The 13,791-nt window shown below is 75.5% G+C and carries 13 protein-coding genes; 5 read left to right on the top strand and 8 right to left on the bottom strand.

Features of this window, described 5'->3' with window-relative positions:
- Positions 1 to 44 precede the first annotated feature (44 nt).
- Positions 45 to 653 carry a cadmium resistance transporter gene (locus AB0L34_RS16890; RefSeq protein WP_363705388.1) on the top strand — a complete coding sequence of 203 codons (609 nt, stop codon included), beginning with the start codon at positions 45 to 47 and terminating at the stop codon, positions 651 to 653.
- Between the two features lie 14 nt (positions 654 to 667).
- On the opposite strand, the gene AB0L34_RS16885 is transcribed toward AB0L34_RS16890, so the two are convergent.
- Entirely contained in the window at positions 668 to 2,272 is a 1,605-nt protein-coding gene (locus tag AB0L34_RS16885; protein WP_350709103.1) for an ABC-F family ATP-binding cassette domain-containing protein, read from the bottom strand.
- 244 nt (positions 2,273 to 2,516) lie between these two features.
- Here AB0L34_RS16885 and AB0L34_RS16880 point away from each other — a divergent pair, with 244 nt between their 5' ends.
- Positions 2,517 to 3,434, top strand: a complete 918-nt coding sequence (locus tag AB0L34_RS16880) for a neutral zinc metallopeptidase (RefSeq protein WP_363705387.1) — start codon at positions 2,517 to 2,519, stop codon at positions 3,432 to 3,434.
- 103 nt (positions 3,435 to 3,537) lie between these two features.
- Here the strand turns inward: AB0L34_RS16880 and AB0L34_RS16875 are convergent, their stop codons facing one another.
- Complete coding sequence (locus tag AB0L34_RS16875) at positions 3,538 to 4,878, bottom strand: carbohydrate-binding protein (RefSeq protein ID WP_363705373.1); 1,341 nt, start codon at positions 4,876 to 4,878, stop codon at positions 3,538 to 3,540.
- A 216-nt stretch (positions 4,879 to 5,094) separates the two neighbouring features.
- Between AB0L34_RS16875 and AB0L34_RS16870 the strand changes: the two genes are divergently transcribed.
- Both AB0L34_RS16870 and AB0L34_RS16865 read left to right on the top strand, forming a co-directional pair.
- Complete coding sequence (locus AB0L34_RS16870) at positions 5,095 to 6,075, top strand: helix-turn-helix domain-containing protein (RefSeq protein ID WP_363705372.1); 981 nt, start codon at positions 5,095 to 5,097, stop codon at positions 6,073 to 6,075.
- Between the two features lie 92 nt (positions 6,076 to 6,167).
- Complete coding sequence (locus tag AB0L34_RS16865) at positions 6,168 to 7,007, top strand: carbohydrate-binding protein (RefSeq protein WP_363705371.1); 840 nt, start codon at positions 6,168 to 6,170, stop codon at positions 7,005 to 7,007.
- A 197-nt stretch (positions 7,008 to 7,204) separates the two neighbouring features.
- On the opposite strand, the gene AB0L34_RS16860 is transcribed toward AB0L34_RS16865, so the two are convergent.
- The 4 genes from AB0L34_RS16860 to AB0L34_RS16845 form a co-directional block, all read right to left on the bottom strand.
- On the bottom strand, positions 7,205 to 8,536 hold the full coding sequence (locus AB0L34_RS16860) for a helix-turn-helix transcriptional regulator (protein ID WP_363705370.1): 1,332 nt from the start codon (positions 8,534 to 8,536) through the stop codon (positions 7,205 to 7,207).
- A complete protein-coding gene (locus AB0L34_RS16855) occupies positions 8,533 to 9,888 on the bottom strand; it encodes a helix-turn-helix transcriptional regulator (protein ID WP_363705369.1) in 1,356 nt (451 codons plus the stop codon). The genes AB0L34_RS16860 and AB0L34_RS16855 overlap by 4 nt, the downstream gene beginning before the upstream one ends.
- Positions 9,889 to 10,031: 143 nt before the next feature.
- Complete coding sequence (locus tag AB0L34_RS16850) at positions 10,032 to 10,691, bottom strand: acVLRF1 family peptidyl-tRNA hydrolase (RefSeq protein WP_363705368.1); 660 nt, start codon at positions 10,689 to 10,691, stop codon at positions 10,032 to 10,034.
- Positions 10,692 to 10,733: 42 nt separating this feature from the next.
- Positions 10,734 to 11,291 carry a TetR/AcrR family transcriptional regulator gene (locus tag AB0L34_RS16845; protein ID WP_363705367.1) on the bottom strand — a complete coding sequence of 186 codons (558 nt, stop codon included), beginning with the start codon at positions 11,289 to 11,291 and terminating at the stop codon, positions 10,734 to 10,736.
- Positions 11,292 to 11,348: 57 nt separating this feature from the next.
- Between AB0L34_RS16845 and AB0L34_RS16840 the strand changes: the two genes are divergently transcribed.
- On the top strand, positions 11,349 to 12,329 hold the full coding sequence (locus tag AB0L34_RS16840; protein WP_363705366.1) for a DsbA family protein: 981 nt from the start codon (positions 11,349 to 11,351) through the stop codon (positions 12,327 to 12,329).
- 24 nt (positions 12,330 to 12,353) lie between these two features.
- Here the strand turns inward: AB0L34_RS16840 and AB0L34_RS16835 are convergent, their stop codons facing one another.
- Together AB0L34_RS16835 and AB0L34_RS16830 are read right to left on the bottom strand one after the other, a co-directional pair.
- Complete coding sequence (locus AB0L34_RS16835; RefSeq protein WP_363705365.1) at positions 12,354 to 12,983, bottom strand: LysE family transporter; 630 nt, start codon at positions 12,981 to 12,983, stop codon at positions 12,354 to 12,356.
- Between the two features lie 187 nt (positions 12,984 to 13,170).
- Positions 13,171 to 13,557 (bottom strand): hypothetical protein, encoded by a 387-nt coding sequence (locus AB0L34_RS16830; RefSeq protein WP_363705364.1) that lies wholly within the window; start codon positions 13,555 to 13,557, stop codon positions 13,171 to 13,173.
- Positions 13,558 to 13,791: the final 234 nt, after the last annotated feature.

Here is a 13,791-nt window from a genome sequence, read left to right as displayed (position 1 = left end):
GTCGACGCACCGTGCCCGCGCGGCGGCGACGGGCGCTCCGTACCCTGCCTGACGTGGCAGACCTCCTCGGCACGGCCGCCGGCGCGGCGGTGGTCTTCGCCGCCACCGACATCGACGACATCGTCGTCCTGACGCTGTTCTTCGTCGCCGCCCGCGGCACCGGCCGCCCCCGCACCTGGCAGATCGTGGCCGGGCAGTACCTGGGCATCGGCGCGCTGGCGCTGGCCAGCGCGGTGGTCGCGGCCGGGCTGCTGGTGGTGCCCGATCCATGGACCGGGCTGCTCGGGCTGCTGCCGATCGCCCTCGGCGTGCGCGCGCTGCTCGACCGGGAAGCCGACGAGGCCCCGGCGGTGGTGGGCTCCACGCTCGGGGTGGCCGGGGTGACGATCGCCAACGGCGCGGACAACATCGCCGTCTACGTGCCGGTGTTCCGCGCCCTCGGGCCGGCCGACAGCGCGGTGTTCCTGCTGGTCTTCGTGGTGCTCGTCGCGCTGTGGTGCGCGGCGGGCGCCTGGCTGGGCGGCCACCCGCGGGTGACCGGTGTGGTCGAACGAGCCGGCCACTGGCTCGTCCCGGCCGTGTTCGTCGCCATCGGCGTGGTCATCCTGGCCACCTCGGGCGTGCTCCCCCACCTGCTCGGCCTGGTGCGCTGACCGGGCCGGACGGATCAGGCCAGCTCGACGAGTTCGAGCAGGTCGTCGCTCCAGGCGTCCTCGTCGCCGTCGGGGAGCAGGATGGCGCGGTCCGGCTTGAGCGCCATGACCGCGCCGGGGTCGTGGGTGACCAGCACGATCGCGCCCGGGTAGCGGGCGATGGCGTCGAGCACCTGCTCCCGGCTGACCGGGTCGAGGTTGTTCGTCGGCTCGTCGAGCAGCAGCACGTTCGCCCCGGAGCAGACCAGGGTGGCCAGCGCCAGCCGGGTCTTCTCGCCGCCGGAGAGCACCCCGGCCGGCTTGTCCACGTCGTCGCCGGAGAACAGGAAGGCGCCGAGGATCTTCCGCAGGTCGGTGTCGGTCTGCTCGATGGCGGCGCTGCGCATGTGCTCCAGGACCGTGCGGTCCACGTCGAGCGTCTCGTGCTCCTGCGCGTAGTAGCCGAGCCGCAGGCCGTGGCCGGCGTGCACCTCGCCGGTGTCCGGCTCCAGCAGGCCACCGAGCATCCGCAGCAGGGTGGTCTTGCCGGCGCCGTTGAGGCCGAGGATGGCCACCCGGGAGCCCCGGTCCACGGCCACGTTCACGTCGGTGAAGATCTCCAGCGAGCCGTACGACTTCGACAGGCCGGTCGCGGTGAGCGGGGTCTTGCCGCACGGGGCCGGGCTCGGGAAGCGAACCTTCGCCACCTTGTCGGCGACGCGTACCTCCTCCAGGCCGGCGATCAGCTTCTCGGCCCGCCGGGCCATGTTCTGCGCGGCGACGGTCTTGGTGGCCTTGGCCCGCATCTTGTCGGCCTGCGCCATCAGCGCGCCGGCCTTCTTCTCGGCGTTGGCCCGCTCCCGGCGGCGGCGCCGCTCGTCGGTCTCGCGGGCCTCCAGGTACGCCTTCCAGCCGAGGTTGTAGACGTCGACCACGGAGCGGGTGGCGTCGAGGAACCAGACCTTGTTGACCACCGACTCCAGCAGCGAGCCGTCGTGGGAGATCACGATCAGGCCGCCCTTGTGGTTGGCGAGGAAGCCGCGCAGCCAGGTGATCGAGTCGGCGTCGAGGTGGTTGGTCGGCTCGTCGAGCAGCAGGATGCCGCCGCCGTTCTCGCCGGCGTCGCGGAACAGGATCCGGGCCAGCTCGATGCGGCGGCGCTGGCCGCCGGAGAGGGTGCCGATGGTCTGGGCGAGCGCCCGGTCCGGCAGCCCGAGGTTGGCGCAGATCCGGGCGGCCTCGGCCTCGGCGGCGTACCCGCCGAGGGAGGCGAACTGGTCCTCCAGCGCGCCGTAGCGGCGGACCAGCCGGTCGTCGGCGCCGTCGGCGAGCTTGGCCTCGATCTCCTTCATCTGGGCCATCAGCACGTCCAGGCCCCGGGCGGAGAGCACCCGGTCGCGGCCGGTGACCTCCAGGTCGCCGGTCCGCGGGTCCTGCGGGAGGTAGCCGATGGCGCTGCGCCGCTCGATCTGCCCGGCGTAGGGCTGCCCCTCGCCCGCGAGCACCTTGAGCGTGGTGGTCTTGCCGGCGCCGTTGCGGCCGACCAGGCCGATCCGGTCACCCGGCTGCACCCGCAGCGTGGTGTCGGACAGCAGGATCCGGGCGCCGGCACGAAGCTCCAGGCCGGTGGCAGTGATCATGTCGGAGGACTCGCTCTCGGGGTCTGGAAGGGCTGACTCAGGGCACGCGAAAGCGCCGGCGGGCACGAGGCCCGTCGGCGCGGGGCGGTTCAGCCTTCGCAGAGCAGCACGTGGCAAGTGTACCGGGCGTCGCCCGGCTACCCCTCCGGATTACCGACCAAGATCATCGGGTACCGAAACGCCGTCCGGACCCGGTCCGGTACCGCAACCACCAAAACGGATCAGAACGGTGATCGGGGTAGACATGGAGCTGAACGAGAACGCGCGGATCGACACCAGCCAGGTGGACGACCGGCGAGGATCCGGCGGGGGCGGCGGGCTGGGCGGCATTCCCATCCCGATCGGCGGCGGCCGGGGCGGCATCGTCGGCCTCGTCATCGCCGTGCTGGTCGCCCTCGTCGGCGGCGGCTTCGGCCTGAACGCCGCCACCAACGGCGGCGGGGACCCGCAGGGCGACAACACGTCGCTGGAGCAGAGGTGCTCGGCCGACGACGCGCTCCAGCAGCTCGACTGCCGCAACGCGCTCTACGTCAACTCCATCCAGGCGTACTGGCAGAAGGCGCTGCCCGAGGCGTTCGGCGAGCAGTACCGCCCGTCCCGGACGGTGTTCTTCAGCCAGGGCGTCAACACCGCCTGCGGGCAGGCCGACTCCGGCGTCGGCCCGTTCTACTGCCCCGCCGACGACCTGGTCTACATCGACCTCACCTTCTACCGGGTGCTCGCCCAGCAGCTCGGGGCCTCCGGCGAATTCGCCCAGCCGTACGTGCTCGCCCACGAGTACGGCCACCACGTGCAGGACCTGCTCGGCACCGAGGCCCAGATGCGCCGCCAGCAGCAGCGCGACCCGGACAACGCCAACGCGCTCTCGGTCAAGCTGGAGCTGCAGGCCGACTGCTACGCCGGCGCCTGGGCGAAGAACGCCACCGGCACCGCCGACTCCAGCGGTCAGAAGATCTTCACCAGCATCAGCGAGCAGGACATCCGGCAGGCCGTCGACACCGCCGAGAAGATCGGCGACGACGCCATCTCCGAGCGGGCGAACCGGCCGGTGAACCCCGACGAGTTCACCCACGGCTCGTCCGAGCAGCGCAGGCAGTGGTTCACCCGCGGTTACGAGACCGGCGACCCGAAGTCCTGCGACACCTTCAGCGGGGCGGTGTGAGGTCAGCGGGCGGGGCGGCCGACCGCCTCCCCCGGACAGGCGTGGTACGGGCCCGGTCGTTGCGGAGACCGGGCCCGTACCGTGTGCGGCGTGGCAGCGGTGTTCAGACCCGCTGCCAGAGCGCCGGCACGTTGGGCGGCTCCCAACCCGGCTGCGCCGTGTGCCCCTGCAGGCAGCGGTAGGACACCCCGGCGTAGCTCACCGTCGCGCCGGCGGCGTACGCGGCGCCCGCCTGCCAGGTCGTCCCGCCGGGCGGGGTGCCGGTCGAGGTGGGCGTGGGGGTCGGCTCGGGGCCGCCGGTGGTGACCAGCGTCAGCCCGTACGCCGCCAGGATCGCGTTGACCGGCTGGAAGTACATCGTCCCGCCGGTGCTGCAGTTGCCGGAGCCGCCCGAGGTGACTCCCTGGGCCTGGCTGCCGGAGAGCCACGAACCGCCGGAGTCGCCCGGCTCGGCGCAGGCGTTGCTCCGGGTCAGCCCGGTCACCGTGCCCTCCGGGTAGGTCACCGAGGCGTTCTTCTGCTGGATGGTGCCACAGCGCCACCCGGTGGTGGAACCGGACCGGCAGACCGCCGCCCCCACGGCGGCCTCGACGCTGCCCGCCACCGCCACCGTCCCGCCCCGGTAGTCGTTCACCAGCCCGCGCGGGGTGTTCCCGGCGTCCACCTGCACCCAGGCGTAGTCCCGGCCGGGGAACGTGGAGCCGCGCACGGTGCCGCCCGGTTGCGAGGTGCGGGCCCCGGCCCGGCCGCAGTGTCCGGCGGTGACGAAACCGCCGTTCACCGAGAACCCGATCGAGCACCGGCTGCTGCCGGTGTAGTAGGCGTTGCCGCCGATCACGTCGGCGTACGGCTTCGGGTCCTCCGTGCTGGCCTGCACCCGCAGCACCCCGGCCGGCACCCCGGCGGCGGCGGCGAAGGACCGGGCCGCGGGCACCGCGCCGTCCCGGGCGAGCACCACGACGGCGTTGCCGGGAAGGTCGGCGTACCAGCCGACGACGGCGGGCGGCGCGGCGGTGGCCCTGCGGTTGAGCCGGTCGACCGCCCCGTCCAGGGCACGCTCGGTGTGCCTCACCGGGACCGGGACCGCGCCGAGGCCACGGACCGCGTCGGCGTCGGCGGCGCTGGTGACGCCGACCGACACCGTGGCGCCCGGCTCCGTGACCCAGGTGCCGCCGTAGCGGGCGCCGAGGGTGGCGCGCAGCACCTGCTGCACCCGAGCGGCCCGGTCGTCGACGTCGAGACGGGCACGGGCCTGGGCCGGGGTCAACCGCAGGTCCCGTTGCAGGGCGGCGAACATCTCGGGGGCCACGCCGTCGGGAGCGTCGACCGGGGCGGCGGGCGCGCGGTCGGGATCGGCGCTGGCCTGGGCAGCCAGGGCCACGGTGAGCACCAGCGCGACGGCACTGAGGGTAGTTGCCGCCACGGTGGCTGTTCGTCGGAGCATGGGGGTCTCCTCGGGGTCAGGGACGATGTGGAGGGTCGCAGCGACCGGGCGCGAGCAGGCACGCAGTGCCGCGTGGCAGCCGCCTCGCCGGTGCGCTACTGGAGAGACAACAATTGTTGTTAACTCTGTTGCCATTACCGTAGGTTAGACATCCGATGCCGTCAATACAGGTGTCGATCGATCAGATACGACCCTTGTCAGCACAGGGAGCTGCCTGTGTCCCCGCCGCGCCCGCCCGACCCGCCCACCCGCCGGGCTCCGTCCGTCCGATCACGACCGGCCGCCGCCGGTCCACCGTCGGCGCTGCCCCGGCACGACCTGGCGGCACCCGCCCCGGACGACGTGCCGTTCGCCGTCGGCACCTTCGACGAGATCGGGCCGCTGTCCCGGGCCGACTTTCCGCACCGGCACACCTTCTACGAGCTGGTGTACGTGACCCACGGCCGCGCCTCGCACGTCATCGACCTCGACGCCCATCCCGTCCGGCCGCCGCACCTGTTCGTCGTCACGCCCGGCCAGGTGCACCACTGGCAGGACCAACGTGACCTGCGCGGGCACGTGCTGCTCTGCGCGGCCGAGTTCCTGCTCACCTTCCCGGCGGACCGCGCCGCGCTGCACCGCTCGCGCCACCGCTCCTGGCGCCCCCGCGACGCCGCCCAGGCGGGGCGGATCGCCACCCTGCTGTGCTGGGCGACCGCCGAGTACCGCCGGGGCGGACCGGAACGCGGTGGCACCCTGCGGGCCTACCTGCACCTCCTGCTCACCGAAGTGCTCCGGTCCCGCCCCACGGGCCCGGCCCCCGACCCGCCCCCCGAGACCACCACCCGCAACCGCCGGGCCGCCGCGATCGCCCGCCGCTTCGAGGAACTGCTCGCCGAGCCGGACCTCGTCGGCGAGCCGCCCCGCGCATACGCCCGCCGGATCGGGGTGTCGGTGCGCCACCTCAACGACGCGGTGCCCCTGGCCACCGGGACCACCCCCGCCCGGCTGATCCGCCGAGCCCGGGTGCTGGAGGCGAAAAGACTGCTCGCCCGGACCGACCTCACCGTGGCCGCGATCGCCGACCGGCTCCGCTTCGCCGACCCCGCCTACTTCTGCCGGTTCTTCCGCCGCGAGGTCGGCGACTCCCCCGGCGCGTTCCGCCGGCACGGCGGAAAACACCACGACCACGCTCTCCCGCACATCGACGCACCCTGACGCCTGTCAATAGCGTCGGGTCGACAGCCGCGCCGACCCTGGACGATCCGCGAGTCCACGGTCGGCGAGGAGACCCCGGAGAGGAGCGCGTCATGAACGGTGCAGCCAGCGGCGAAGAGCCACCCGCCCCCCGTCCCCGCAGCGGTGTGACACGCAAGAACGTGTTGAGGGCGGCGGCCCTGGCCCTGCCCGCCCCGTTCCTCGCCGCCGGAATCGCGCAGGCCGTGGGCGCGGATGCGGCCGCCACGGGTTCGGCGCCGCCCCTCACGCCCTACTGCGACGACGGCGACGACCTGACGCCGGATCAGATGGAGGGCCCCTACTTCAAGCCGAACTCACCACGGCGTACCTCGCTCGTCGAGGCCGGCACGATCGGCACCCGGCTCACCGTCACCGGCCACGTCTTCGGGCTGGACTGCCGGCCGGTTCCCGACGTGCTGCTGGACTTCTGGCAGGCGGACGCCAACGGCGGCTACGACAACGCCGGCTACCGGCTGCGCGGGCACCAGTTCACCGACGCCTCGGGCGCGTACCGCCTCAGCACGATCCTGCCGGGGCTCTATCCGGGACGGACCCGGCACATCCACGTCAAGGCGCAGGCGCCGAACCGGCCGGTGCTCACCACCCAGCTGTACTTCCCCGGCGAACCCCGCAACAACACCGACCCGATCTTCGACCCCGCCCTGCTGATGACGGTGCGGACGGTGGACGGCGGCCGCGAGGCCAGCTTCGACTTCGTCCTCAACGTGACCTCGGCCCCCACCCCCACCCCGACCGGCAGCGCACCCGGCGGGACCTGGGCGCCCGGCACCGCGTACCCGGCCGGCGCCCGGGTGACCTACGGCGGCGTCGCGTACCGCTGCCTCCAGGCACACACCGCCCAGCCCGGCTGGGAGCCGCCACACACCCCGGCGCTCTGGGCCCGGGACTGACGCGGGACCGCGGACGCACCGGCGGCCCGGCCGCTCGTGGCCCGGAGTGGGCGGCCGGCCGCCCCGGTGCGGCGCCCGGGCACGAGCCGGCGGCCCCGGCGAACCGGCCCGCGCCCCGGTCCGACACCAGGGCGCGGGCCGACGGCCCGGCGAACCGGCCCGCAGGCGCGGCCCGCCGCACTCGCCGTCGCCGAGGATCAGGCCGTGGCGCGGAACGCGGCCACCCGCTCACCGAGCTGCTCCACCTGGTGCAGCCCGTCGCGGAGCAGGTCGAGGGCGTCCCCGGGCCGCCCCCACTGCTCCAGCAGGTCCGCCAGCAGCAGGACCACCGCGGCCAACTCCCGGCGCCGCCCGGCCGCCCGATAGCCGGCGGCCGCCGCCCGCAGGTGCCGCTCGGCGGCAACCTGCTCCCCGGCATCGGCCCGCAGCAGGCCGCGCACCCGGTCGGCGCGCGCCGCCACCACCGCGTCGCCGGCCGGATCGACGGCGTCGCACAGCAGCGCCGCCGCGCGCTCCGGCTGGCCCAACGCGTGGTGGACCTCGGCCAGCTCCACCCCGACCTCCCGGGCCAGCGCCCGCTGCCCGGCGACCGTCAACGCCGTGTGCGCGGTCGCCAGGTCGGCGAGGGCACCCGCCAGGTCGCCGGCCGCCCGGCGCCCCTGCCCCCGGGCCCGGTGGCAGCACGCCAACTGCACCCCCATGGCGACCTGCCGGGCCGCCTGGCGGGCCTGCTCCGCGGCGACGCCGGCCTCCGCCGTCCGTCCCGAGGCGAGCAACGCGCCCGCGACCGTCAGGTGCATCCCCGCGACCCGCGCCGGCGCGGGCAGCACCGCCAGGGCCAGGGCCTGTCCGGCGGCCTCCGCCGCCGCCTCCTCGTCGCCCAGCGCGACGTGACAGAGCACCAGCTCCGCGTGCAGGGTCAGCAGGGTCGACGGGTCCGGCCACCCGTCCCGTGCCAGCGCGTCCCGCGCCTCGGCGAGCAGGAAGCCGGCGTACCGGGGATCACCGGTGTGGCGCAGCACCGCGGCACGCCTGGCCGCCGCCTCGGCCCGGACGTGCGGCGGCGCCCCTGCCAGCAGCACCTCCGCCCGGTCCACCTCGGCCGACGCGGCGTCGGGATCGTCGCGGAACAGCGCGACGCCGGCCAGACCGAGCCGGGCCCGGGCGGCCAGCACCGGCTCGTCCAGGTCGGCGGCGAGCGCCGCCACCTCCCGGCAGACGGCGGCCCTCTCGTCGGTGGACCCGGCCAGGTCCGCCCCGACCAGCCGGAGCCGCAGGCGCACCACCTCGGCCGGCGAGCGGCCGGTGGCCAGGTCCGCCGGAGTCACCCCGAGCCGCTCGGCGAAGTGGGCGACGGCATCGGCGGAGGGCATCCGGCGGCCACCCTCCACGGCGGACACGTAGGCCGCGGTGTACCGGGGCTCGGCCAGGGCGCGCTGGGTGAGCCCTCGTGCCGTCCGCAGCCGCTGGAGGCGTGCGCCCAGCTCCCCCACCGGGTCGCCCGCCACGACAGGCTCCGGCGGGCTCACGACAGGCGCTCCGCCGCACGCAGGCCACGACGCAGCACCGCGGTCGCCGCGTCGCGCTCCGCCCCGGCCAGCAACAGCTCGGCGAGATGGCGGCAGGTGATCACCACGTCCCCCATCAGGCCGGCCCGCTCGTACCGGTCGACGGCCCGCAGCAGCAGCCGCCGCGCCTGGTCGTGGTCGCCCTGCGCGGCCCGCACCAGCCCGCGCACCCGGTCGGCCTCGGCCATGATCTCCCGGTGGTCGCAGGCCGCCGCCGTCCGGGCGGCCTCCTCGGCCAGCGCACCCGCATCCTCCAGGGCGCCCTCCCGGCGGCACGCCTCGGCCAGTTCCAGCGTCGCTCCGGCGTGGTCGAGCACCGCGCCGACGGCGCCCAGCATCTCCCGGGCCCGCCGCAACTCCGGCCCCGCCTCCCCCGGCCGCCCGGCCCGCAGCAACACGTAGCCACGGGCCCAGTGGCACAGGGCGATCTCCCGGGTGAGCCCCAGCTCGGCGTAACGGCGGCCGGCCTCCCGCAGGTGCCGGTCCGCCTCGTCCAGCTCGCCATCGCGGCGCAGCTGCCCGGCGACGGCGTGGAACTGCGCCACCCACTCCTGGTTGGTCACCCGGTCGAGCAGGGCAGCCGCCTCCCGCTCCAGCCGCCGCGCCCGGTCCCGCCAGCTCAGTTCGAGGAACGTGTACATCAGGGCGTTGGTCAACCGCAGCTCGGCGTCGGCGTCCACCGGCGGCGCCGCCCGCAGGGCCCGCAGGCCGCCCTCCAGGATCGCCACCGCCCGCGGCGCGTCCCCCGTGACCAGCAGGCAGTACGCCTGCCGGGCCAGCACCGCCGCGCGCAGCGGCGGGCACCCGTCGGGGAGCGCCGCCGCCAACTCGTCGTACCGGGCGGCGGCGTCCTCGGTCGACCCGCGGTGCAGTTGCGCCTCCGCCAGGTGGTACGCGGCCCAGCCAGCCAGTTCGGGAAGTCGGTAGTGGTCCGCCCGACGGCGGATCCCGGTCAGCGCCCGCTCGGCGGCGTCCAACCGGCCGGCGGAGAGGTCCCGCCGGGCCGACGCCTGCTCGGCGGCGAGCCGGGTGGCGGCGTCGGCCGGTCGGCCGTACCGCAGGTCGTCCACCGGCAGCCCGAGCCGGTCCGCGAAGTAGGCCAGCGCCTCGGGGCTGGGCACCCGGACGCCCGACTCCACGGCGCCCAGGAACGCGCGGGTGTAACGGGAGCCGGCGACCTGTTGCTGGGTCAGGCCCTGGGCGATGCGCAGCCGCCGGATCCGGTGGCCCAGGCTCTCCACGACCAGTTCGTCGCCGGGAGCACCGCCCCCGCCACCGACCACGACGACGTCGGCCGCGGCCGTCTCCGCCATCCCGGCTCCTTCCCGAGCATCGCGCCCAGCCTAGTGCGTCCACCGTGGCCCGACGCCGACCGATGTGGGACGGGTCCGCACCGGCGGCAGCCGTCCGCCCGTGAGACCCCGGCTCGGCGGGGGCACGGACCTACGAAGCGGGATCATTGAGTTTCTCCGAGACGGTCGCGGACCAGGATCCGGACCGCGCGGGCCGCCGCGATCGCGCCGACCAGCACGGCGTGCCGGGGCTCGGGCACGTCCAGCAGCCGCTCCGCGCGCAGTGCCGCCAGCGGGGCGAGCCGCCGGTCGGCCAGCACGGTGTCCACCGCCCGCCGGTCGCCGCCGCAGACCAGCGCGCTCAGCGACGACGCCTCCGGCAACAGCAGCCGTACGGCCAGCTCGGTCGCGTCGCCCAGCGCCGCCTTCGCCTGGTTGTCGCGCCGCCGGGCGAAGCGCTGCTGGGACCACCCCCCGGCGGCGGTGCGGCCCTGCACGTACCGGGTGTCCACCTTCGACACCGTCAGCTCCTCGCCCGCCGCGACGCCCACCGCCACCGCGCCCTTGCGGACCAGCAGCAGGCCGATCCGGCGGGGCGTGGCCGCGGCGGCCACGAAACCGGGCACGTCCGGGGCGGCCGGCGCGCCGGGCGGGGTGTGCAGTTCGGCGGTCGCGCCGTCCGGGGCGGCGAGCAGCAAGCCGTGCCCCTGGACGGTGGTGGTGGGCGCGCCGTGCCGGTCGGCGAAGCCCTCGACCCAGCGGGCGACGCGGCCCGGGGCCACCTCGACCCACCGACCGCCACCTACTGCCGGCCTGCCGACCACGGCAACCTCCTTTGTGCTGGTCGCGTCGAGACGCGGATGGGTTCAGCCACGGAGCAGCCGCCACGTGGCCAGCGCGGTCTCGGCCGCTCCGGCCGGGGCCCGCGCCGTGGTCCAGTCGGCGATGACGCCCGTGAGGGCGCCGGCGAGGTAGGCGGCGTGGACGTCCACCGGCACGTCGTCAACGCCGGGGGGACCCGCCCGCGCCTCGAGACTCCTCCGCAGTTCCGCGGCCAGCCGCTCCCGCAGGCCCGCAGCGAAGCGGGCGCTGCCGTGCGGGGACAGCATCCGACGGTAGAGGACCGCGTTGGCGGCGACGGTGTCGAAGAGGTCGCGCAGCGGCTGCGGCGCCTCGTCGCGCGGAGCGTCCAGCGGGCAGAGCGCCGCGGCGCGCGCCACCTGGGCCGTCGCCTCCTCCATCGCGTCCGTGACGAGCGCGTCCAGGTCGGGAAAGTGGAGGTACGTGGTCGCGCGGTTGACCCCGGCCCGCTTGGCGACCTCGGCGATCGTGATGTCGCCCAGCTCCCGCTCGGCGGCCAGCTCCAGGACGGCGGCCCGGAGTCGGGCTCGCGTCCGTCGCGCCCGCGGATCGGAGGAGTTCATCGTGCCACTATACGACAGCCGTCGCTTACGCGACACGTGTCGTGTAACGTGCGGGGTATGCGGATCGAGGTGTGGGCAGACGTCGTCTGCGCGTGGGCGTACATCGGCAAGCGGCGCCTGGAACGGGCGCTGGCGTCCTGGGAGGGCGAACCGGTCGAGGTCGTCTGGCGGCCGTTCCGGATCGACCCCTCCGCCCCCGTCCCGGCCGAGCCGCTGGCGGACGTGCTGCGTGACCCGATGGTGGACGCCGCACTCCAGCGGTGCGCACCGGACCTGACGCCCGGCGAGAACCGGGAACGCGTCTCCCAGCTCGCGCTGGCCGAGGGGATCGGTCCGCGCTGGGGCGCCGGCTGGCGGGCCAACAGCCACGACGCCCACCGCCTGATCGCCCTCGCCCACTCCGCCGGCGGTACGCGAGTGCAGGACGCGGTGGCGGAAGAGGTGATGCGCGCGCACTTCGTCGAGGCGCGGGACATCAGCCGCCCGGAGGTGCTGGCCGAGGTGGCCCGGAGGGCGGGCTTCCCCGAGGGGGGCGCGCTGCTGGCCGACGGCGGCGGCGAGGCCGTCGTCCGGGAGCTGGTCCTGCGGGGCAGGGCCGCGGGCGTGGCGACGTCACCGACGTTCGTCGCGAACGGGGTGGCACTGCGCGGCGCACAGCCCCCGGAGGTGATCCACGACTTCCTGTCCGGGGCCGCACGGGTCAGCCCCCGACAACTCCCCGAGGAGGTCGAACGCCTCCGCCACGCCGAGGCGCTGCTGGACCTGGGCGATCCCCTGGGCGCACTCACCCTGCTCCAGCCCCTGCTCGACGCTTACGGCGACGACCGCGGCACCAGGCTGCTCGCCGCCCGGGCGTACTTCCACTCCGCCCAGCTCACCCGGGCCCTGCGGATGCTGGAGCCGCTCGCGGCGGCGGCGCCGGACGACTCGTACGTGCAGTTGCTGCTCGGGCGCACCCTTCAGCGACAGGGGGACGCCCGGCGCGCCGCCGTCCACCTGCGCCTGGCGGCGGCCATGTCCCCCGACTACGCCGCCTGACCCGGGCGCCGTCCTCGGCGGCCTTCATCGGGGCAGCACCATGGCAGTCGCCAGGGCCGCGATGAGGCCGCTGGAGACCAACGCCGTGACGCGCCGACCGCGTGGCCCGGCCAACGCCCGCCCGACGAGGGTGCCGCCACCGGCGATCAGCAACTGCCAGCTGGCCGAGGCGACGAAGGCCCCCGCCACGAAGAGCAGCGCCTCGGCCGCGCCCGGGTCCGCGCCACCCTGCCGCCCGAGGACGAGGGCGGCGAAGTAGACCACCGTCGCCGGGTTGAACAGGGTCAGCGCGAGCACGCCGGCGAAGGCCCGGGCCGGGGTGTCCAGGCCCCGGCGGGCCTCGGCGGGGACCGCCGGCGCGGCGCGGGGGCGCAGGGCACGCCAGGCGCCGTGGCCGGCGAGGGCGAGCAGCACGACCGCGGCGGCCAGCCGCAGCGGCCCGGCGACCGGGGCGACCAGGCCGGCGACCGCGGCCCCGCCGAGGGCCGCCGCGGCGGCGTAGAGCCCGTCCGCGGCGGCCACTCCGAGCGCGGCGGCGGCGCCGACCCGGAACGACGTGCGGGCGCTGAGACCGAGGATGAGGATCGCGATCGCACCGACCGGGACGGCGACGCCGTAGCCGGCGACCAGGCCGGCAAGGAACGCGCCGGTCACGACGGCCGGCGGCGGGCCGAGGCGCGACCGGGCACCGTCCGCTGTCGCCGGGCGGCGGTGGCCGCGGCAACGGGGACGCTCTGCACCGGGTACGTCTCGATCACGCCCCGATCCTGCTTCCCCACCCCACCCGCCGCCACCCGTTTCCCGGCGCGTCGCCGGCTGCGACGAACGCCGGCCGTGGGCGTCAGGCCAGCCGGTGCGCCGCGACCGTGTTCGAGCAGTCGGCGATGGTGGTGGGCTCCGACACGTTGAGGGCGTCCAACCGGGACCACCCGTTGACTCCGGTGGTGGTGTTACGGAGGTAGATCCAGAGCGCGTTGGTGTAGGTGGCGCAGTGGACGTCGATCCCGTGACTCGGGTAACCGAGTCCGCGACTGCCGCAGTCGATGTGTGGATAGGCCCGGATGTTGGTCCCGTTCCCGAACGAGATGGCGCCCCCGCTGTACAGATCCGGGTGGGTGCCGTGCCCGCTGCAGTGCGCGCTGGCCGGGCTGGCGGGCAGCAGGGCCAGCGCCGAGCCAGCCGTGACGAGCGCCAGCGCGGACGCGATGGAGAGCAACCGAGATCGCATGTGCCGTCTCCTTCAGATAGATGGTTACAACTATCGGTAGAGGATGGCACGCGGATCGCCCCGTGGTGTCGGCTCCGCCCGAACGCGGCAGCGTGGAAGAAGATGCGGTCCCCGCACGCCCGGGGTCGTCCGCAGCTGCGGGGCGCCCTCGCCGTCGTCGGCGGGCTGGCCGCCGTCGTCCGTCGACAGGAACGCGTCGGTCCCCGTCGAGCGCGCCGCCCCTCCCGGGCGGCG

This window comes from Micromonospora sp. NPDC052213, from assembly GCF_040679695.1.
Classification (GTDB): Bacteria; Actinomycetota; Actinomycetes; order Mycobacteriales; family Micromonosporaceae; genus Micromonospora.
The sequence above is the reverse complement of the archived record's forward strand: the minus strand, read 5'-3'. Positions and strand labels throughout refer to the sequence as shown.